The following is a 22196-nucleotide window of genomic DNA, read 5'->3' as shown; positions in this document are numbered from 1 at the left end:
TGTAGGTGGGCCAGTTGGTGATTTTGAACTTTTGCTTTGCCACGGAACGGTCTGCGTTGTCGGGAAGATGCGTGATCTGATCCTTCAACTCAGCAAAAGTTCGATTTATTCAACAAAGCCAACAACCTTATTACGCCCAGCCTCTTTCGCATTATAAAGCGCATTATCAGCCAGCCGATAAATCTCATTCGGTTTTAACGTATTTCCATGCACCACCACGGCACCAATGCTAATCGTCACTTTTTGCGGGATTGCATATTCAGGATTATCACCCGTCAAACGCTCAACATTTGCCCGAATCCTTTCAGCTAAGGCTTCCGCATTTTCATGATCGATCTCCGTCAGCATGACACCAAACTCTTCTCCGCCAACGCGTGCTAAAAGATCGTTTGGCCGTATACTTTTCCCGATGATTTTCACCACTGTTTTAATCACTTGATCGCCAACCGGATGCCCCCAGGTGTCATTGACTTTTTTGAAGTGGTCAATATCCATAATCATGACGCAGTACGGTTTTTTTTTGGCTAATGCTGATTGATTTTTCAGTTCATTGAAAAAATAATTTCTGTTAAAAATATTGGTTAATGGATCGCGATGTGCAATATCCTTTGTCACGCGCAACGCACTGAATACATGACACATGAATATCGCCATAACTGTTAACTTGCTGAACAACTCAATAGTTCGACTAATATACCAAATGGATACACTATACCTCCCTATAAATAAAAGAGAGACATTATATAGCACAGCACAAAAAGCAATCACCGATACCCCATTCCAGATATCACTACGCAAACGATTGAAATATAAATTAACTGCCAACAGCATTAACCACATAAATATCAGCATGATAACATAAGACGTTTTCCACACAACTCGGCCATTTTTATTTAATAACTCAGCTATAGTTAAACTATAGTTCTCACATTGGCTACTAAATATGAAAGCAATAATGGGCAGGCCAACTATAAAAATCACACTGATGTAAAAAACGATTCTTTTATGCCACCTTTCACACAAATCATTTTTTTCATTCAACTTAATTACCAGCGCCAGATTAATCAATAAACATAAGCTTACCTGCCTGAAAAAATAATAAATAGCAGTATCATTTTGAATAATGCTGTTAGTTAGCCCCCCCTCAATAGGTTGCTGAATGATAATGACTGTTTTAATGAAGTAAATCAGACAGCTAAGAAAGGCTAAACCAAGTATACAGTTTGAAAATTGTCGACGATCATAAATGAAATATAACTGCATAAAAATGAATGCTATTATATCAATAACAAACAAAGCAATCATAACCATCAGATATGTCGATTGCGGAACAGTCTCCTTAACAGTCGGCTGATGAAACCAACTATTCACCAAAATAAATGCAAGCCCGAACAACAAACTCACAAATACCGTACTACCAATTCCAAAATAGTCCTTCCTCATAAAGCCACTCCACCCGAAGGTTGTAAACTCCTTTTACACTATTAATAGATATAAGAAACATACCGTTGTCAATATGGATATCTAAATATAATAGATACTAACAAGCATAGTTGCGTAAGGGAATAATCACCATTTCAACATTTTACTGATTCACTACTGTTTAAAAGCAGTAAATACTCATAAATCTTTATAAGCCCACCCCCATAAAACAATAATTCTTATAGTCATTAAGAGTAATTATCGCAGAAAATAATGCTGCAACATCGCATTGCATCAGGGTTTTCGGAAAATCCGAAAGCACCATTCGGAATTTGCTGATTTAATTATTTTAATCCTGGATTACTTTGAAAGACGCATAGAGAATTATGCAGCATCCCCGTAGTTCTTCCCTTTTGGGATGGATTTTCGAGGAAAGTTAAGGATTTGATATGAACACTCAGCTCACCATTTCTTCTTCTCACTATCAACAATTCGCGTCTTTATTCCTCGTTTAATTACGGGCTTTGATGTGAATAAATCTTTTCTTTTCAGCTAACTAGAAGTTCGCGAAGAGAGTATTTTTTGCAATACATGGAGCAATACAGGATGTATTCAAGTAGTAAAAAAAGGTGCCCAAAAACCAAATTGGTTTTGAATTTTCTTACCGCTGCATTTTTAGCGTCGAGTCCCGTTGCGAATAGTGCCGTTAATAACGCCTATGATGCATTGATTATTGAAGCTCGCAAGGGTAATACTCAGCCAGCTTTGACATGGTTTGAACAAGAGTCTGTACTCAGTAATAACCAGATTGCTGACTGGCTACAGATTGCCTTATGGGCGGGACAAGATAAACAGGTTATGACCGTTTACAACCGCTACCGTCACCAGCAATTACCCGCGCGCGCTTATGCGGCGACTGCCATCGCTTATCGTAACACGCAGCAATGGCAAAACTCACTGACACTGTGGCAAAAGACTCTCGCTCTGGATCCGCAAAATAAAGATTATCAACGGGGACAAATTTTAACCCTGGCAGATGCGGGTCACTATGACACTGCACTGGTTAAACTTCAGCAGATTAAGTCCGGTACACCTGACAAAGCCAATTTACTCGCAGAAGCCTATATCTATAAACTGGCAGGTCGTCATCAAGATGAATTACGGGCAATGACAGAATCATTACCTGAAAATTCCTCTACGCAATATACGGAAGAATACATACAGGCATTACGTAATAATCAGCTTTCTGCCGCCATTGACGATGCCAATTTAACGCCGGATATCCGCGCTGATATTCATGCCGAATTGGTCAGACTGTCATTTATGCCTACGCGCAGTGAAAGTGAACGCTATGCCATTGCCGATCGCGCCCTCGCCCAATACACCGCATTAGATATTCTGTGGCAAAACAACCCAGACCGAATTGCACAATACCAGCGTATTCAGGTTGACCATCTTGGCGCATTGTTAACCCGCGAACGCTACAAAGATGTTATTTCCCACTATCAGCGTTTAAAAGATACAGGACAATCTGTTCCCCCCTGGGCACAGTATTGGGTGGCTTCCGCTTATCTGCACGATCGTCAACCGGGAAAAGCACAAGCGATGATGACCCAACTGTTCTATCACCAGGCACAACCAGATATTGAATTATCCGAAGAAGAGCGTGCAGATCTCTTTTACAGCCATCTGGAAAGTGAGAATTATAGTGGGGTGTTAATGCTCACTGATCACACCATTACTACAGCATCTCCATACCGTCGGATTATGGGTTCTCCTGTAACGATACCTAATGACAAGTGGCTACAGGGTTATTCGTTCCTTTCAGCGGCTGCGCAATACGGTAATGATTTACCACAAGCTGAAGCAATAACCCAAAATATGAGCAATAACGCACCGGGTAATCAGGGATTACGCATCGACTACGCCAGCGTATTACAGGCTCGTGGTTTACCTCGTGCTGCAGAAACAGAATTAAAAAAAGCCGAACTACTTGAGCCAAGAAATATACTGCTGGAGGTTGAACAGGCCTGGAATGCATTAACATTGCAGGAGTGGAAACAGGCGAAAGTATTAACTGAGGATGTGGTCGCCCGCAATCCTGAAGCCCCCGCGGTAAAACGTATACAGCGTGCGCTTGAAGTACATGACATGGCTGAACTACGTATTTCAGGTTCTTCTGGATTGGATTCCGAAGGTCCGGATAATGGCAAACATGATGTGAATTTTACCAGCGTTGTGTACTCACCACCGCTGAATGAAAACTGGCGTGCTTTTGCTGGTTTTGGCTATGCTGATGGTCAATTCAGCGAGGGGAAAGGGATTGTTCGTGACTGGTTAACTGGCCTCGAATGGCGTTCGCGCGACATCTGGCTGGAAGCAGAATTTGCCGGACGTTATTTTAATGGCGAACATAAACCCGGTGCACGTTTATCTGGCTGGTACGATTTTAACGACAACTGGCGACTCGGTACTGAACTGGAACGCATCTCTCATCGAGTCCCTCTACGGGCAATGAAAAATGGCATAACCGGCAACAGTGCGCAGGCATATTTACGCTGGTATCAGAATGAGCGCCGTCAATACAGCAGTTCATGGGCATTTACTGATTTTTCCGATGGAAACCAACGTCACGAAGTATTTATCAATGGTAGTGAACGGATGTGGTCTTCATCCCGACTGATTATTGATTTTCAGCCCACAATTTATTACGGCCAGAATACAAAAAAAGATACCCCCTATTTTAACCCGGAAAAAACGCTCGATATTGTTCCGGCACTGGAGGCAAGCCATTTATTGTGGCGTAAATACGAGAATAGCTGGCAGCAAATATTTAGCGCAGGCGCTGGTACCTCATGGCAAAAAAATTATGGTACCGATCTAGTTACACAACTGGGGTATGGGCAACGCGTTGCGTGGAATGACGTAATAGATGCAGGTGCAACGGTACGTTGGGGAAAGCGGCCTTATGACGGCAACAGAGAGCATAATTTATATGTTGAATTTGATATGACATTCAAATTTTAAGGATCATTATGTTACGCAAAGGAATAAGATATCTGTTTTTGTTGATTAGCATTGCTATGCTTTCTGCATGTTTTAATCACCAAAACAATAAGTTTACGCCACCACAAAGTCGAGAATCTTTAAAGGCAGAACATCCGTGGCCACAAAATAACTTTGTAGCCATCTCCTGGCATAATGTTGAAGACGATACTGCTGATCAGCGTTTCATGTCAGTGCGAACTTCTGCGCTTCGTGAACAATTTGCATGGCTGCGCGAAAATGGCTATCACCCCGTCAGCGTTGACCAAATTCGGGAAGCTCACCGTGGGGGAAAACCGCTACCTAATAAAGCGGTTTTACTCTCCTTTGATGATGGATTTCAGAGTTTTTACACCCGTGTATTCCCTATTCTGCAAGCATTCCAGTGGCCCGCATTATGGGCACCGGTTGGCAGTTGGATAGACACGCCGATGAATCAACAAGTGAAATTTGGCGATGAAATGGTAGACAGAGACTATTTTGCCACCTGGCAACAAGTGCGTGAAATAGGACGTTCGAAGTTGGTTGAGATAGCCTCGCATACCTGGAATTTTCACTACGGCATTGAGGCTAATCCCACTGGCAGCAAATTACCCGCTTTTGTTAATCGCATGTATTTTTCAAATAATGAGCGATACGAAACCGAAGCGGAATATCGCAACCGCATTCGTCAGGATGCCGTAAAAATGACCGAAAAGTTGAAAGCAAATGCTGGCGTAAATGCCCAGGTTTTTGTCTGGCCCTATGGTGCAGCAAACGGTATTGCGATTGAGGAATTAAAAAAACTGGGTTATGACATGTTCTTCACTCTGGAGTCCGGACTGGGAAATACTTCCCAGTTAGATTCTATTCCGCGCGTATTAATCGCCAATAATCCATCACTTAAAGAGTTTGCTCAGCAAATCATTGGTGTGCAGGAAACATCACCGGAGCGAGTTATGCATATCGATCTCGATTATGTTTATGATGCTGACCGCCAACAGCTGGAGCGAAATCTGGATGTGTTGATTCAGCGGGTGAAAGATATGCAAATTTCCAGTGTGTATTTGCAGGCTTTCGCCGACCCAACAGGTGATGGTCTGGTTAAAGAGGTCTGGTTTCCTAATCGCCTGTTACCCATGAAAGCGGATTTGTTTAACCGTGTTGCATGGCAATTAAAGACTCGTGCCGGAGTGGCCGTTTACGCCTGGATGCCGGTATTGAGTTGGGATTTAGATCCCGCATTACCCCGGGTGGAATATTTGCCATTTGATAAGCAAGCATCACAAATTCATCCAGCGCAATACCGTCGTCTCTCCCTTTTCGATGACCGGGTACGTGAACAAATTAGTACCCTTTATGAGGATCTTGCAGGTCATGCGTCTTTTGATGGCATTTTGTTTCATGACGATGCCGTGTTGTCAGATTACGAAGATGCCAGTGCTCCAGCAATAGCTGCTTATAAGAAAGCAGGATTTGCGACGAGTATTCGTGAAATCCGCGAGGATCCTGAGCAATTTAAACGCTGGACGCAATTTAAACGCAATGCCTTAACAGACTTCACATTAGCGCTAAGCGCCAAAGTCAAGGCTGTTCGCGGCCCACAAATTAAGACTGCGCGAAATATTTTTGCCCTCCCCGTTATGCAGCCAGAAAGTGAAGCATGGTTTGCCCAAAACTATGCCGATTTTCTACAAAGCTATGACTGGACGGCAATCATGGCAATGCCCTATATGGAAGGAGTTGATGAGAAATCTGCTGATCAATGGTTAATACAACTGGTCAATCAGATTAAAAGCATCCCTCAAGCAAAAGATAAATCTATTTTAGAATTACAGGCACAAAACTGGCAGAACAATGGTCAGCATCAGGCTATTTCTTCGCAAAAACTTGCTCACTGGATGAGCCTTTTCCAACTGAATGGAGTGAAAAATTATGGTTATTATCCCGATAACTTCCTGCATAACAAACCTGAAATAGACGTTATTCGTCCTGAGTTTTCCACAGCCTGGTATCCGAAAAATGATTAATCGTATCGTATCGTTTTTTATATTATGTCTGGTGTTATGCATACCCCTATGTGTAGCGTACTTTCATTCTGGCGAATTGATGATGAGGTTCGTTTTCTTCTGGCCATTTTTTATGTCCATTCTGTGGATTGTTGGCGGAGTCTATTTCTGGGCCTATCGTGAACGCCATTGGCCGTGGGGAGAAAACGCACCAGCTCCACAGCTGAAAGATAATCCGTCTATCTCCATTATCATTCCCTGTTTTAATGAGGAGAAAAACGTTGAGGAAACCATACACGCAGCTCTGGCACAGCGTTATGAGAACATTGAAGTTATTGCTGTAAATGACGGTTCAACAGACAAAACCCGTGCGATCCTGGATCAACTGGCTGCGGAAATTCCCCGTCTGCGAGTCATTCATCTGGCGCAAAACCAGGGGAAAGCCATTGCGCTTAAAACCGGAGCAGCCGCGGCGAAAAGCGAATATCTGGTGTGTATCGATGGCGACGCGTTGTTAGATCGCGATGCGGCGGCGTATATTGTTGAACCAATGTTATACAATCCTCGCGTGGGTGCTGTAACCGGTAATCCTCGCATACGTACACGTTCAACTCTGATAGGTAAAATTCAGGTTGGCGAGTTTTCCTCAATTATTGGTTTGATCAAGCGCACCCAGCGTATCTATGGAAACGTATTTACTGTTTCCGGCGTTATCGCTGCATTTCGTCGCAGTGCCCTGGCTGAAGTGGGTTACTGGAGTGACGATATGATCACCGAAGATATTGATATTAGCTGGAAGCTGCAGTTGAATCAGTGGACAATTTTTTACGAGCCACGGGCGCTGTGCTGGATATTAATGCCGGAAACATTAAAAGGGCTATGGAAACAACGCCTGCGCTGGGCCCAGGGTGGTGCAGAAGTATTCCTCAAAAATATGACCAGATTATGGCGTAAAGAAAACGTACGAATGTGGCCGCTGTTTTTTGAATATTGCCTGACGACAATATGGGCCTTTACCTGTCTTGTTGGTTTCATTATTTACGTGGTCCAGCTTGCAGGTGTACCGTTAAATATTGAATTGACACATATCGCCGAGACACATACTGCAGGAATATTATTATGTGCGTTATGTTTAGTGCAATTTATTGTCAGCCTGGTAATTGAGAATCGCTATGAGCATAATCTTGCTTCATCGCTTCTCTGGATTATCTGGTTCCCAGTTATTTTCTGGGTACTGAGTCTTGCAACGACGTTGGTTTCATTTACACGAGTCATGTTGATGCATAAAAAGCAACGCGCCCGTTGGATAAGCCCAGATCGTGGTATTCTGAGAGGTTAATATGAACAATTTAATTATTACGACCCGACAATCGCCAGTACATTTATTGGTTGATTATGTAGCTACGACTATCCTGTGGGCGTTATTTGCTTTGTTTATATTCTTATTCGCCATGGATCTGCGGTCGGGTCATTACTGGCAAAGCGATGCCCGAAGCAGACTTCATTTCTATTTTTTACTCGCGGCGGCGAATGCCGTCGTGTTAATTATCTGGGCGCTGTACAACAAGCTGCGTTATCAAAAACAGCAGCATCATGCAGCATACCAATACACGCCGCAAGAATATGCAGAGAGCTTAGCAATACCTTATGAGCTCTATCAGCAACTGCAAAAAAACCACAGGATGAGCGTACACTTCACTAACCATGGGCAAATAAAAATGGTGGTGTCAGAAAAAGCGCTGGTCCGGACATAACCCCCTCAAAATGGAGCCCGGTACGCCCGGGCTCTGCACCAATAATACGCTTAACTGTATGCATGTAGCGTACGTTGGCAAAGTGCCGAACGTACGCAATCCTCTTTACCGAATCGGACGATCCCGACCATTTCATCTTCTTCGAAACGTTCCAGCGCGTCACTTAATCCGGAGCGCGCGCCGCGAGGTAAATCGCATTGCGTGATATCACCGTTGACAATAACCGTCACATTTTCCCCGAGGCGGGTTAAAAACATTTTCCTTTGCGCGGCAGTCACATTCTGCGCCTCGTCAAGAATGACGACTGCATTTTCAAAGGTACGTCCACGCATATAGGCGAACGGCGCGATTTCCACCTTCCCTATTTCCGGTCGCAGGCAATACTGCATAAAGGAAGCTCCTAAGCGCCGCAGCAGCACGTCGTAGACCGGGCGAAAATAAGGAGCAAACTTTTCTGCGATATCTCCAGGTAAGAAGCCAAGATCCTCATCGGCTTGCAATACTGGACGGGTGACGATAATCCTGTCGACATCCTTATGTATCAGGGCCTCTGCCGCTTTTGCCGCACTGATCCAGGTTTTTCCGCACCCGGCTTCGCCCGTGGCGAATATCAGCTGCTTACTCTCAATAGCCTTCAGATAGTGCAATTGCGCTTCATTTCGCGCGAGGATGGGCGAGGTATCGCGACTATCGCGGGCCATACCAATGGCTTCTACGCCGCTCATCTGCACAAGCGAGGTGACCGATTCTTCTTCACGCTGTTTATGGCTGCGCGAATCCCGTCTCAGCACACGTTTTGCCTCGCGACGAGCTTTGATCACTGCTTTTTGTCTTCCCATGGAGAGCACCTTGAGTTGTTTGTATTCATCACACGCGCCGTTGGCAGCGCGATTATGCGCACGAACATCAGAGGGTTGGTGGATTTGCCCCTATATTTCCAGACACCTGTTATCACTTAACCCATTACTGGCCCGCTGCCGTAGATATTCCCGTGGCGAGCGATAACCCAGTGCACTATGCGGATGCCATTCGTTATAATGCTCGAACGCCTCTGCAAGGTTCTTTGCTGCCGTTAACCCGTCTGGTTTGGGCATGATACTGATGTAATCACGCTTTATCGTTTTCACGAAGCTCTCTGCTATGCCGTTACTCTCCGGACTCCGCACCGCCGTGTTCTTCGGTTCAAGTCCCAGCATCCGGGCGAACTGGCGTGTTTCATTAGCCCGGTAGCATGAACCATTATCCGTCAGCCACTCCACTGGAGATGTCGGAAGCTCGCTGCCGAAGCGGCGTTCCACCGCTCCCAGCATGACGTCCTGTACTGTTTCACTGTCGAAGCCGCCCGTAGTGACCGCCCAGTGCAGTGCCTCACGGTCACAGCAGTCCAGCGCGAACGTGACCCGCAGTTTTTCTCCGTTATCACAGCGGAACTCGAACCCGTCAGAGCACCATCGTTGATTGCTTTCTTTCACGGCCACTTTGCCAGTATGTGCCCGTTTCGATGGCGGTACAGCGGTTTTTCGCTCAAGCAACAGCGCATTCTGGCGCATGATCCGGTAAACACGTTTGGCATTGATAGCAGGCATACCATCAAGTTCGGCCTGTCTGCGAAGCAGCGCCCATACCCGACGATAACCATACGTGGGCAGCTCTCCGATAACATGGTGTATACGGAGAAGCACATCCGTATCATCTGAGTGACGGCTGCGGCGACCATCTTTCCAGTCATCGGTTCGTCTGAGAATGACGTGCAACTGCGCACGCGACACCCGGAGACAACGGCTGACTAAGCTTACTCCCCATCCCCGGGCAACAAGGGAGACCGTCATTCCCGGTTCAAAGCTCTGCTGAACAATAGCGATCTTTTCCTGTGTAGTACGCCGTCTGCGTTTCTCCGGCCCTAAGACATCAATCATCTGTTCTCCAATGACTAGTCTAGAAACTAGTATTAAGACTATCACTTATTTAAGTGATATTGATTGTCTGGAGATTCAGGGGGCCAGTCTATATATCAATTAATCATTAGTTTAAAAGCTTGTTCAACTGCATACATCATTAGCGTTTAAGCCAGTGAACAGGAAGTTTACTGGCTTAATTACAGTAATATAGTGTATCGCTATGCTCACTGAGTCTTAGATCTCCACCGTCGGTCTAATATTCGCACTCCTGCTAACAACCGGTAATCAAATCGTCCTCCGGTATTGAAAGTTAATACACAAATCAGGATGATGGAGGCTCATACTGGTACAGCGCGACCACTTATGCAGGCGTCTCTGTCAGGTTTGTTGCCCGGATCACCCGCATCAGGGACAGGGCTGTTCAGTTATCCGCAGGAGAAAATATGTCACTCAAGGCTATCGCCGCCGAACTCGGGATCTCTGTCACCACAGTCAGCCGGGCGCTTGGCGGATTTTCGGACGTTTCCGCTTCGACCCGTGCACGTGTAGAAGCGGAAGCTCGGCGTCGTGGTTATCGCCCGAATACCCTGGCAAGACGTCTCAAAACCGGTAAAACCGATGCGGTCGGCCTGGTCTTCCCTGAACATGCTGTACTGTTCAGCAGTAGTGTGTTTGTGGATATGGTCAGTTGTATCAGCCGGGAACTGGCCCGCCATGATATTGACTTACTGCTGATAGCCGATGATGAACGGGCTGACAGCCACAGCTATATGCGTCTGGTCGAAAGCCGCCGGGTTGATGCCCTTATCGTGGCGCACACGATGGATAATGACCCGCGTCTTACACACCTGCAGGAGGCCGGTATTCCGTTTCTGGCACTCGGTCAGGTGCCGTCCGGTCTTCCCTGTGCCTGGTTTGACTTTGATAACCATGCAGGAACCTGGCAGGCCACACAGCACCTGATTGCCCTGGGCCATCAGCGAATTGCCCTGCTGAGTGAGGACAACTCCCGTGCCTATGTCACTGCACGACGTCAGGGATGGCGCGATGCCCTGAGTGAACATGGTCTGCCTGAGACCTGGCTACGCCGGGTCTCTCCCACCCGACGCTCAGGTTTCCAGGCAGTGACTGAGTTAATGTCACTTCCGCTTCCCCCGACGGCCATTATTACCGACAGTGACCTGATCGGTGATGGCGCGGCCATGTCGCTGCAGTTATCCGGTCATCTGTCCGGAGAGGATGCCGTCTCTCTTGTGGTTTATGATGGTCTGCCGCAGGACAGTATTATTGAACAGGATGTGGCTGCAGTTCTTCAGTCAACACGACATCGCGTCGGTCGTCAGATTGCCGACATGATACGCCAGCTGGTCACGAATGTTTCACCTGAAATGCTACAAGTACTCTGGCAGCCGGAATTTCATCCTGGCAAGACAACGCTTGCTCCCTCCGCCTGATTTTTAATCCCGCTCACAAATTCGAATCGTTTCGGTTGCTATCCGAAACGATTCGGATCAACAGTAAGGCATACCCGAAAACGGAGATGTCTTATGGAACCGATGTACCGCAGGCTGACCAGTCCCCACTCAGACCTGATTATTAAAACCCACCCGTATGCAGAGATTGTCTGGTGGGGATCCACCCTGAAACACTTTTCACCGGATGACTGTATCAGCCTGGAAAGGCCGGTTGCGAATGGTCGTCTGGATACCGACACCCCACTGACGCTGATGGCCGAAAACGGCGCGGGACTTTTTGGCTCGCCGGGGCTGGAGGGACACCGCAACGGGCTGGATGCGTCCCCTGTGTTCCGTACCATCAGCGTGGTACAGGCCGGAGAATCACTCACCCTGACCAGTGAGGATGCAGTGGCGGGTCTGCGCATGGTCAGTGAACTGGTGCTGACATCGTCCGGTGTGCTGAAGATGCGTCATGCCCTGACGAACCTCCGTGAAGGGGACTGGCAGGTGAACCGCTTCGCCATCACGCTCCCTGTGGCTGAAAGGGCAGAGGAAGTCATGGCCTTCCACGGACGCTGGACTCGTGAGTTTCAGCCGCACAGGGTCCGTCTCACACATGACGGTTTTGTGCTGGAGAACCGCCGGGGCCGCACGTCCCATGAGCATTTTCCGGCACTGATTGCCGGTGCCCCCGGTTTCTCAGAACAGCAGGGCGAGGTGTGGGCCGTACATCTGGGCTGGAGTGGCAACCATCGCATGAAATGTGAGGTCAAAACTGACGGACGGCGTTACCTCCAGGCGGAAGCACTGTGGATGCCCGGAGAAAAAGCCCTGAAGAAGGATGAGACCGTGTACACGCCGTGGCTGTACGCCAGCTATTCCCCGGAGGGACTCAATGGTATGAGTCAGCAGTACCACCGTTTTCTGCGCGATGAAATCATCCGTTTTCCTGAGCAGAAACCCCGTCCGGTGCACCTCAATACCTGGGAAGGTATTTATTTTGACCACGACCCGAACTACATCATGCAGATGGCCGGACGTGCGGCAGCGCTTGGCGTTGAACGTTTCATTATCGACGACGGCTGGTTTAAGGGACGCAATGATGACCATGCGGCTCTGGGCGACTGGTATCTGGATGAACAGAAGTATCCGGACGGACTGATGCCGGTGATTAACCATGTGAAATCACTCGGCATGGAGTTCGGTATCTGGGTGGAACCGGAAATGATTAACCCGGACTCTGACCTCTTTCGCCGCCATCCTGACTGGGTACTGTCAATGCCGGGGTACACACAACCAACCGGGAGACATCAGTATGTTCTCAACCTGAACATTCCTGAGGCCTTTGCTTACATTTATGAACGCTGTTTATGGCTGCTGGGCGAACACCCAGTTGACTATGTGAAATGGGACATGAACCGCGAGCTGGTCCAGGCCGGGCATGAAGGTCGGGCGGCGGCGGACGCGCAGACCCGTCAGTTTTACCGGCTGCTGGATCTCCTGCGCGAACGTTTTCCCCGTGTTGAGTTTGAGTCCTGCGCTTCCGGCGGTGGACGTATCGACTTTGAGGTTCTGACCCGCACGCACCGCTTCTGGGCTTCTGACAACAATGACGCCCTGGAGCGCTGCACCATACAGCGTGGCATGAGTTACTTTTTCCCGCCGGAGGTTATGGGGGCACACATCGGTCATCATCGCTGCCATGCCACCTTCCGGCAGCACAGCATTGCCTTTCGCGGTCTGACGGCCCTGTTCGGTCATATGGGACTGGAGCTGGATCCGGTAACGGCCGGAGAAGAGGAATCCGCCGGTTACCGCCGCTATGCCTCGCTCTACAAAGAATGGCGGCAGCTTATCCACACGGGCACCCTATGGCGGGTGGATATGCCGGATGCGGCGACACAGGTGCAGGGGGTGGTCAGCCCGGATCAGTCGCAGGCGCTCTTCCTGGTGAGCCAGCTTGCCATGCCGGATCACACCCTGCCGGGTGCTCTACGTTTTCCGGGGCTGGCACCACAGGCCCGTTACCGGCTTCGTGTTGTTGACCATCCGGATATTCAGCTGGTCGGTGAAGGCGGGCATACCATGCGCAGGCTGCCCGGCTGGATGAACCAGACCTCCGACATCAGTGGGGAATGGCTGGCGCAGGCCGGTATTCAGCTTCCCGTACTGGATCCGGAAAGCGCCATGCTGATTGCCCTTGAACGTTTGGCATAAAAGGACCGGAGCCGGTCACGGCTCCCTGCACTCAGTCCCGTGAGGATAACAATAATGAATACTGTCAGTACTCATAAAAACCCCGATTTCTGGATATTTGGTCTGTTCTTTTTTCTCTACTTTTTCATCATGGCAACCTGTTTCCCGTTTCTGCCCGTCTGGCTGTCAGACATTGTGGGGCTGAGTAAAACGGATACCGGGATTGTTTTTTCATGCCTCTCCCTGTTTGCCATCAGCTTCCAGCCGCTGCTGGGGGTCATCTCAGACCGTCTTGGCCTGAAAAAACACCTGATGTGGATCATCAGCCTGCTGCTGGTCCTGTTTGCACCGTTCTTTCTGTACGTTTTTGCGCCGCTGCTGCGGTTCAACATCTGGGCCGGAGCACTGAGCGGCGGGATTTTTATCGGCTTCGTTTTTTCTGCGGGAGCCGGTGCCATCGAAGCCTATATTGAACGTGTCAGCCGCAGCAGCGGATTTGAATACGGTAAGGCCCGGATGTTCGGCTGTCTGGGCTGGGCGCTGTGTGCCACCACGGCAGGGCTGCTTTTCAACGTGGATCCGTCCCTGGTATTCTGGATGGGGTCCGGCTGCGCATTGCTGCTGGTCCTTCTGGTGGCGCTGGCGCGTCCCGGAACCAGTCAGACAGCGATGGTCATGAATGCGCTGGGTGCCAACTCGCCCGTGATTTCCGCCGGAATGGTGTTCAGTCTGTTTCGTATGCGTCAGATGTGGATGTTCGTGCTTTACATGATTGGGGTGGCCTGCGTCTATGACGTGTTTGACCAGCAGTTTGCCACGTTCTTCCGTGCATTTTTTGACACGCCGCAGGCGGGGATCCGGGCATTTGGTTTTGCCACCACGGCTGGCGAGATTTGCAATGCCATCATCATGTTCTGCTCCCCCTGGATAATCAACCGCATTGGTGCCAAAAACACACTGCTTGTCGCGGGTCTGATTATGACCATCCGCATCACAGGGTCGGCCTTTGCCACCACGGCTACTGAAGTGGTGATCCTGAAAATGCTGCATGCCCTTGAAGTCCCATTCCTGCTGGTTGGTGCGTTCAAGTATATCACCGGCGTGTTTGATACCCGGCTGTCGGCCACCATTTATCTGATTGGCTTTCAGTTCTCCAAACAACTGGCGGCGATATTCCTCTCAACCTTTGCAGGTCACCTGTATGACCGCATGGGGTTCCAGAACACCTATCTGGTTCTGGGCGGTATTGTCCTTGCGGTCACCGTGTTATCGGCTTTCACCCTGAGCAGTACCCATAAAACGGCTGCCCCGTCAGCAGAAACCGCTACAGCACAGACGGAGGTTCGCTTATGAAACAGCGTCTTGCCTCTGCACAGGTTGCACTTGATACACTCCGCGCCCGTCGTGGTGATACCTGGTACCCGGTTTTTCATCTGGCTCCACCTGCCGGATGGATGAATGATCCGAACGGGCTTATTTATTTCAGCGGTCGCTATCACGCATTCTTTCAGCACCATCCGGCAAGTGAACATCAGGGGCCGATGCACTGGGGACATGCCACCAGTCCGGACATGCTGCACTGGCAGCATGAGCCGGTTGCGCTGGCACCCGGTGATGAATATGACCGGGATGGCTGTTTTTCCGGCAGCGCAGTGGACGACAACGGCGTGCTGTCGCTTATCTACACCGGTCATCTCTGTCTGGAGGATCGGGGGGATGACAGCATCATCCGCGAAGTCCAGTGTCTGGCAACCAGCCGTGACGGCATTCACTTTGAGAAACAGGGCTGCGTGCTGACGCCACCGGAAGGCATCATGCATTTCCGTGACCCGAAGGTCTGGCGGGAAGGGGGATACTGGTGGATGGTTATCGGCGCGCGGGATACCTCTGACACCGGTCAGGTGCTGCTGTATCGCGGCACATCCCTGCGGGACTGGCGCCAGGAACGGGTTCTAGCGCAGTCGGCAGCCGGAGAAAGCTATATGTGGGAATGTCCGGACTTTTTCCGCTGTGGCGACCATCACTGGCTGATGTTCTCCCCGCAGGGGATGACGCCCGGCGGATACCGGTTCCGCAACCGCTTTCAGAGCGGAGTTTTACCGGGTCACTGGCAGCCGGGGGCCGCCTTTGCCCTGAGCGGGGCATTTGAAGAACTGGATCACGGTCATGATTTTTATGCCCCGCAGTCCCTGGTCGCGGAGGACGGACGGCGCATCATCATGGCCTGGATGAATATGTGGGACTCCCCGATGCCTACAAAGCGTGAGGCCTGGGCCGGATGTCTGACCCTGCCGAGGGAACTTTTTGAACGCCATGGTCGTCTGTGTCAGCGTCCGGTTCGCGAAGCCGAATCCCTTCGCGGGACGTGCCAGCCGTTACACCCTGTAAGGCTCAGTGGCACGCAGTTGCTGGCTGAGGACGCACAGGCCGTGGAACTGGTGCTGACGTGGCATACCCTCGACAGTCAGGCAGAGCATTACGGCATCCACCTGGGAGACGGGCTCCGGCTGTATGTGGATAACCAGGCAGGACGGCTGGTGCTTTGGCGTCACTACCCGGATGAGGGGCTGGACGGTTACCGCAGTATCGCGCTGCCTGGCGCAGAATATCTGACGCTACGGGTTTTCCTGGACCGTTCATCGGTGGAAGTGTTCGTTAACGATGGCGATGCCACCCTGTCCAGCCGTATTTACCCGCAGCCCGGAACCCGCCGGTTGTCGCTATATGCAGCTCACGGCGAGGCTGTGCTGACGGACGGCTCACTGTGGACGCTGGCCTGAAATAATTCCACTGCCGTCGGTGACGGCAGTACTTTCGGTTCACCCGTAATGAAGGAAAGCACAATGGGATTACTGGGCAGGATTAAACAACTGATAAGTGAAAATGAGAAACCGGCGGAAGTCACCCGCGTGATGGCACCGCTGTCCGGTGAAATTGTCCCTCTGGACACGGTTCCGGATGCTGTGTTTGCCGGGAAAATAGTGGGGGATGGTATTGCTATCCGTCCTTCCGGCGGCGATACCTTGATGGCTCCTGTCAGCGGCACTATCGGTAAAATACTGGAGACAAACCACGCGTTTTCCATCCGCACCGACAGTGGCACTGAACTGTTCGTGCACTTCGGTATTAACACAGTTGACCTCAGGGGAGAGGGTTTCCGGCGTATTGCCCAGGAAGGCCAGCTGATCAGCACCGGTGACCCCGTCATCGGGTTTGACCTTGCGTTACTTCAGCAGAAAGCACAGTCCACGCTGACACCGGTGATTGTGGCGGACTCTGACCGTGTCCAGGAGATAACCCTGTTCTCCGGCCCGGTCATCGCCGGAGAAACACCGGTTTTTGATATCAGCAGCCAGTAAGCGCCATGAGTGACAATATCGCCAGCGGGCAGCTGGTATCAGGGAAAGCCGCACATCTGGCCTGGTGCGGGCTGGTAGCCCTGCATCTGGCCCGCCGGGATGGCCGGATTGCGTCAAAAATCCAGGAAAACCTGTTTCTAAACCGCTGGCGGAGCACAGCACTGAAACAGCACCGTTTTCCCCGCACATATCAGAGCCCTGCAGAGTGAAAGCGGGGCGAAAGATATCCGCAGCAGGCTGGAGTATCTGTGGCAGGCCTGCTCTGGTGATGTGTCGGTACAGACTGACCTGTTCCGCCTGACATTCGCCCTGGAAACCATCAGGGAGCAGGGCTGGTGCTGGCGGATACTGAGCGACCGGAAATGGGAGGGGCGTAATGTCGTGGTTCCGAACGGGGATGCCGGCAGCTTTTATCTTTCCCGCTCACGTCTTGAGGCGGCATTTGATTATCAGGGGAGGTTGCTGCATCCCCTGACCGGCGATGTGTCTGCCCTCGCTGCCCTGCTCCGGAATGCGGGTTGGTATCCAATTCCAGCCGGAACCACGGATATGGCGATGTTTGAGCTGTCTGTCATCCGCTGAATATGACTGATGAAAATCATGGAGTATGAATGAGTACAGTAAAAGTATGGGGTCTCGGTGATGCCGTGGTGGATTTATTACCGGAGAAGCCGGGCACGCTGTTGCAGTGCCCTGGTGGTGCGCCTGCCAATGTTGCCGTGGGCGTGGCCCGACTGGGGGGCCTGAGCGGGTTTGTCGGGTGTGTGGGGGATGACCCTTTCGGGCGTTTTATGCGCAAAACCCTGGCTGATGAGGGTGTGGACACGGCGTATATGCATACCGACCCTCTGTACCGGACTTCCACAGTGGTGGTGTCGCTGGTGCCGGGTGGTGAACGAACCTTCACATTTATGGTGCGCCCTTCGGCAGACCTTTTCCTTACCCCTGATGATTTACCGCCCTTTCGTGCCGGTGAATGGCTGCATACCTGCTCCAATGCCCTGAGTGCAGAGCCCTGCCGCAGCGCCACGTTTCAGGCCATGGAGAACATCCGGCAGGCTGGCGGCAGGGTCAGCTTTGACCCCAACATCCGGACTGACCTGTGGCAGAGCACATCGCAACTGCGTGAGTGTCTGCACCGGGCGCTCATGCTGGCGGATGTGGCAAAGGTATCGGAAGAGGAACTGTTCTTTATCAGCGGTGAACAGGATGTCCGGAAGGGAACCGATGTTCTGGCATCACATTATCCCCTGGCACTGCTGCTGGTAACCCAAGGAAAGGATGGCGTGATGGCTCGCTGGCAGGGAAAAAACCTGTACTTCCCGGCAACACCGGTGGTGAGTGTGGACACGACCGGTGCCGGTGACGCCTTCGTGGCAGGTCTGCTGGCAGCGCTGGCGGCAGAGGGGATGCCCTCCGGTGAGCAGGCACTCGCATCCGTCATCGAACAGGCCCAGCGCTGTGGTGCGCTTGCCACGACAGCAAAAGGTGCCATGACAGTGTTACCCCGTCGCCAGGATTTACTGAAACACCCCTGACCGTTTCCTGCCCGTAACCGTTGTGCACGTCATTTTTGTTGCGGGTGACTAAATCGATTTAGCTGTCAACAATACCTCTGTTTTTACAAGGATATAAAAATGAAAAAACACCTTCTCTCGTGTGCCATTCTGCTGGCCTGTTCCCCGGTCTTTGCGGCGGGGAATACCGACAGTATTGAAGCCCGGCTGGCGGCCCTGGAAAAACGGCTTCAGGATGCTGAAACCCGTGCTCAGAAGGCTGAATCACGGGCAACCGCTACAGAACAGCAGGTGCAGCAACTGGCCGCCACCCCGGCGACACAACCTGTTGTGCCACAGACCGTATCCGTACCACCGGAAAAGAAAGCGGACAATAGTGGTTTTGAGTTTCACGGCTATGCCCGCTCGGGTCTGCTGATGAACGATGCCGCATCCGGCAGCAAAAGTGGTCCGTATCTGACGCCTGCCGGAGAGACCGGTGGCTCGGTCGGGCGCCTCGGGAATGAGGGAGACACTTATGTGGAAACCGTGTTTGAGCACAAAAAGACGCTCGAAAGCGGGGCCACCACCCGGTTTAAGGTGATGCTGGCGGATGGTCAGAAAACCTATAACGACTGGTCGGCGAACTCCAGTGACCTTAACGTCCGCCAGGTGGTGGCTGAACTGGGAAATCTGCCGGACTTCACCGGGCCGCTGAAGCACAGTACGGTATGGGCGGGTAAACGTTTCGATCGTGACAACTTTGATATCCACTGGCTGGACTCGGACGTGGTTTTCCTCGGCGGAACCGGGGGCGGTATCTATGACGTGAAATGGAACGACACTCTGCGCAGTAACTTCTCCCTGTATGGACGCAATTTCGGGGAGATGGAGGATATCGATAACAACGTCCAGAACTATATCCTTACCATGAACCACTTTGCCGGGCCGTTCCAGCTTATGGTCAGCGGTATGCGGGCAAAGGATAATGATGACCGCAGGGACAATAATGGCGACCTTATCCATGCCAGTGCCGCCAGCCACGGTGTGCATGTGTTGGCCGGACTTCATAATGACAGTTTCTGGGGATTACGTGAGGGAACGGCGAAAATAGCACTTCTGTACGGGCATGGTCTGGGGGCGGAAGTGAAGGGGATTGGCTCTGACGGTGCACTACGCAGTGATGCGGATACTTGGCGTCTTGCTGCATATGGTACCACCCCGCTCGGAAACGGCTGGCATATCGCCCCGTCAGTCATGGCGCAGGGCAGTAAGGATCGCTATGCCCGTGGAGACAGTTATGAATGGGTGACCCTGAACACCCGCTTGATTAAGGAGGTGACGCAGAATTTTGCGCTGGCGTTTGAGGGCACTTACCAGTACATGGATCTGAAACCTGAAGGGTATAAGGACCGCAATGCTGTTAACGGCAGTTTTTACAAGCTGACGTTTGCGCCCACCCTCAAGGCAGGAGGTCTGGGGGACTTCTTCAGCCGTCCGGAACTGCGTCTGTTCGCCACCTGGATGGACTGGAGCAGCAGACTGGATAACTACGCCAGTGATGATGCTTTCGGCGGTAGCGGGTTTAATGCAGGCGGGGAATGGAATTTTGGCGTTCAGATGGAAACCTGGTTCTGAACACTAACGCTCCCGGTGTACCGGGAGCGTTGCCGGTCATTGTCCCGTAAATGAAAGCGTTGTTCATCAATAGGAATTTAAACCCCAAAAAGATTAAAAAAACACCTGAAAAAGGGCGCTTTCTCAGCATCGTCACACATGCCATAACTTCGACGTCATCAATTAAATGGACTTCATTGATTGATACCGGGTATCGTGACGGGAGCCTGTTTAGGATTCTGTGTAAATGCCTTTTCTCAGAAGTGACCGTCCAGGCGGTCACCGAACTCGATAATAAAGCGGCTCATTGCCATTCGCCAGTCCTTCAACGGCATCGTCCATTTCTGGGATGCAGACTGGATTGCCAGCCACACCACTTTTTTCACCGAGTCGTCTGTCGGGAACACTTTACGCTTTTTGATCGCATGGCGGATCACGCTGTTTAGCGACTCGATGGCATTCGTCGTATAGATCACTTTGCGGATGTCCGTTGGATAAGCGAAGAACGTGGCAAGATTCGGCCAGTTAGCCTGCCAGCTTCGGCTTATCTGAGGATAGCGACTGTCCCAGGCCGCAGCGAACGCTTCCAGTGCCTGCTGACCTGCCTCTTCCGTGGGAGCTTGATAAATCGCTTTCAGGTCGCGAGTGACGGCCTTGTAGTCCTTCCATGACACGAAGCGCAGGCTGTTGCGCACCATATGCACGATGCATAACTGGATGCGGGCCTTCGGATATACTGTGTTGATGGCATCCGGGAAGCCTTTCAGGCCATCCACACAGGCGATGAGGATATCGTTCAGACCGCGGTTTTTCAGTTCAGTCAGCACATTGAGCCAGAACTTCGCCCCTTCATTTTCGGCCAGCCACATACCCAGCAGTTCCTTCTGACCTTCGATATTGATGCCCAGTGCCAGGAACACCGATTTGTTGATGACGCGACTGTCCTGCCGAACTTTCAGGACGATACAGTCAAGATAAACAATGGGGTAAACAGCATCCAGTGGTCTGTTTTGCCATTCTACAACCTGCTCCATCACGGCATCGGTGACCTGAGCCGCCCCGGGAATCCTGGAGACTAAACTCCCTGAGAAAGAGGTAAACAGAATGACTAAAAATACTCGTTTTTCCCCCGAAGTCCGTCAGAGGGCGATTCGTATGGTTCTGGAAAGTCAGGGCGAATATGACTCACAGTGGGCGGCAATTTGTTCCATTGCCCCAAAGATTGGCTGTACACCGGAGACTCTGCGTGTCTGGGTGCGCCAGCATGAGCGGGATACCGGAGGCGGTGATGGCGGGCTCACCACCGCTGAACGTCAGCGTCTGAAAGAGCTGGAACGTGAAAATCGTGAACTGCGCCGCAGTAACGATATCCTTCGCCAGGCTTCCGCTTATTTTGCGAAGGTGGAGTTCGACCGCCTCTGGAAAAAGTGATGCCACTGCTGGATAAGCTGCGTAAGCTGTACGGGGTCGGACCGGTATGCAGTGAACTACATATTGCCCCGTCAACGTATTACCACTGTCAGCAACAGCGACATCATCCTGATAAACGCAGTGCCCGTGCGCAGCGCGATGACTGGCTGAAGAAAGAGATACTGCGCGTATACGATGGGAATCATCAGGTATACGGTGTGCGTAAAGTCTGGCGTCAGTTGTTACGGGAAGGAATCAGGGTAGCCAGATGTACAGTGGCGCGCCTCATGGCGGTTATGGGACTTGCCGGTGTTCTCCGGGGTAAAAAGGTCCGCACTACCGTCAGCCGGAAAGCCGTTGCCGCAGGCGACCGCGTAAACCGTCAGTTTGTGGCAGAACGTCCTGACCAGTTGTGGGTGGCTGATTTTACTTACGGTGTGCCCGGAGTTCAGGGCGGGCATGGATGCTTAAATGAACCGCGAGTCTGTCTGGAATATTGAACCGGTAACTCACGATGAGAAACCCAACAATCCCACCGGGTGTGACGGTGGAGA

The 22196-nt window shown here is 51.0% G+C and carries 17 protein-coding genes, 2 pseudogenes and 1 other annotated feature; of the genes and pseudogenes, 14 read left to right on the top strand and 5 right to left on the bottom strand.

Annotation, left to right across the window (positions count from 1 at the left end; all coding sequences use genetic code 11):
• A partial coding sequence (locus K0778_RS27835) for a hypothetical protein (protein WP_225526352.1) occupies positions 1-88 on the bottom strand: 88 nt, incomplete at its 3' end.
• A gap of 17 nt (positions 89-105) precedes the next feature.
• Positions 106-1443: a GGDEF domain-containing protein gene (locus tag K0778_RS22045; RefSeq protein ID WP_024201564.1), complete on the bottom strand. Its 1338-nt coding sequence runs from the start codon at positions 1441-1443 to the stop codon at positions 106-108.
• 585 nt (positions 1444-2028) lie between these two features.
• Between K0778_RS22045 and pgaA the strand changes: the two genes are divergently transcribed.
• From pgaA to pgaD, 4 genes are read left to right on the top strand one after another with little or no spacing between them, the layout of a single operon-like run.
• Positions 2029-4449 carry a poly-beta-1,6 N-acetyl-D-glucosamine export porin PgaA gene (pgaA, locus tag K0778_RS22040; protein WP_020219275.1) on the top strand — a complete coding sequence of 807 codons (2421 nt, stop codon included), beginning with the start codon at positions 2029-2031 and terminating at the stop codon, positions 4447-4449.
• An 8-nt stretch (positions 4450-4457) separates the two neighbouring features.
• Complete coding sequence (gene pgaB, locus K0778_RS22035; protein WP_020219276.1) at positions 4458-6476, top strand: poly-beta-1,6-N-acetyl-D-glucosamine N-deacetylase PgaB; 2019 nt, start codon at positions 4458-4460, stop codon at positions 6474-6476.
• On the top strand, positions 6469-7794 hold the full coding sequence (gene pgaC / locus K0778_RS22030) for a poly-beta-1,6-N-acetyl-D-glucosamine synthase (protein WP_020219277.1): 1326 nt from the start codon (positions 6469-6471) through the stop codon (positions 7792-7794). Before pgaB ends, pgaC begins: the two co-directional genes overlap by 8 nt.
• Before the next feature lies 1 nt (position 7795).
• Entirely contained in the window at positions 7796-8209 is a 414-nt protein-coding gene (gene pgaD, locus K0778_RS22025) for a poly-beta-1,6-N-acetyl-D-glucosamine biosynthesis protein PgaD (protein WP_020219278.1), read from the top strand.
• 50 nt (positions 8210-8259) lie between these two features.
• Here the strand turns inward: pgaD and phoH are convergent, their stop codons facing one another.
• Together phoH and K0778_RS22015 are read right to left on the bottom strand one after the other, a co-directional pair.
• Positions 8260-9048, bottom strand: a complete 789-nt coding sequence (gene phoH, locus K0778_RS22020; protein ID WP_034167421.1) for a phosphate starvation-inducible protein PhoH — start codon at positions 9046-9048, stop codon at positions 8260-8262.
• Positions 9049-9138: 90 nt separating this feature from the next.
• On the bottom strand, positions 9139-10125 hold the full coding sequence (locus K0778_RS22015; protein ID WP_001360193.1) for an IS3 family transposase: 987 nt from the start codon (positions 10123-10125) through the stop codon (positions 9139-9141).
• Positions 10126-10550: 425 nt separating this feature from the next.
• Here K0778_RS22015 and K0778_RS22010 point away from each other — a divergent pair, with 425 nt between their 5' ends.
• The 9 genes from K0778_RS22010 (at position 10551) to K0778_RS21970 (ending at position 20253) form a co-directional block, all read left to right on the top strand.
• A complete protein-coding gene (locus K0778_RS22010; RefSeq protein WP_000053329.1) occupies positions 10551-11561 on the top strand; it encodes a substrate-binding domain-containing protein in 1011 nt (336 codons plus the stop codon).
• Positions 11562-11654: 93 nt separating this feature from the next.
• Positions 11655-13781 (top strand): alpha-galactosidase, encoded by a 2127-nt coding sequence (locus K0778_RS22005; protein WP_000433621.1) that lies wholly within the window; start codon positions 11655-11657, stop codon positions 13779-13781.
• Between the two features lie 54 nt (positions 13782-13835).
• Complete coding sequence (locus K0778_RS22000; RefSeq protein WP_016240679.1) at positions 13836-15113, top strand: MFS transporter; 1278 nt, start codon at positions 13836-13838, stop codon at positions 15111-15113.
• A complete protein-coding gene (locus K0778_RS21995; protein ID WP_000813683.1) occupies positions 15110-16540 on the top strand; it encodes a glycoside hydrolase family 32 protein in 1431 nt (476 codons plus the stop codon). Before K0778_RS22000 ends, K0778_RS21995 begins: the two co-directional genes overlap by 4 nt.
• A gap of 63 nt (positions 16541-16603) precedes the next feature.
• Positions 16604-17119: a PTS glucose transporter subunit IIA gene (gene crr, locus K0778_RS21990; protein WP_000523728.1), complete on the top strand. Its 516-nt coding sequence runs from the start codon at positions 16604-16606 to the stop codon at positions 17117-17119.
• Between the two features lie 5 nt (positions 17120-17124).
• A complete protein-coding gene (locus K0778_RS21985; protein ID WP_001313182.1) occupies positions 17125-17328 on the top strand; it encodes a DUF2913 family protein in 204 nt (67 codons plus the stop codon).
• Between the two features lie 61 nt (positions 17329-17389).
• Complete coding sequence (locus K0778_RS21980; RefSeq protein WP_001313183.1) at positions 17390-17701, top strand: DUF2913 family protein; 312 nt, start codon at positions 17390-17392, stop codon at positions 17699-17701.
• Between the two features lie 29 nt (positions 17702-17730).
• Complete coding sequence (locus K0778_RS21975) at positions 17731-18657, top strand: aminoimidazole riboside kinase (RefSeq protein ID WP_153449120.1); 927 nt, start codon at positions 17731-17733, stop codon at positions 18655-18657.
• Between the two features lie 99 nt (positions 18658-18756).
• Entirely contained in the window at positions 18757-20253 is a 1497-nt protein-coding gene (locus K0778_RS21970) for a carbohydrate porin (protein ID WP_000716410.1), read from the top strand.
• Positions 20254-20489: 236 nt separating this feature from the next.
• Here the strand turns inward: K0778_RS21970 and K0778_RS21965 are convergent.
• Positions 20490-21287, bottom strand: a pseudogene (locus K0778_RS21965) (IS256-like element IS1414 family transposase); the annotation flags it as partial.
• A 49-nt stretch (positions 21288-21336) separates the two neighbouring features.
• Between K0778_RS21965 and K0778_RS21960 the strand changes: the two are divergent.
• A pseudogene (locus K0778_RS21960) lies at positions 21337-22076 on the top strand (IS3 family transposase); the annotation flags it as partial.
• Positions 21618-21734: a sequence feature (AL1L pseudoknot), on the top strand. Its footprint overlaps the pseudogene before it by 117 nt.
• Positions 22077-22196 lie beyond the last annotated feature (120 nt).

Origin of the sequence: Escherichia sp. XD33 (assembly GCF_019375075.1) — a bacterium.
Lineage (GTDB): Bacteria > Pseudomonadota > Gammaproteobacteria > Enterobacterales > Enterobacteriaceae > Enterobacter > Enterobacter flexneri_A.
Note: the sequence above shows the minus strand (reverse complement) of the source record. Positions and strands in the feature narration are given on the sequence as shown.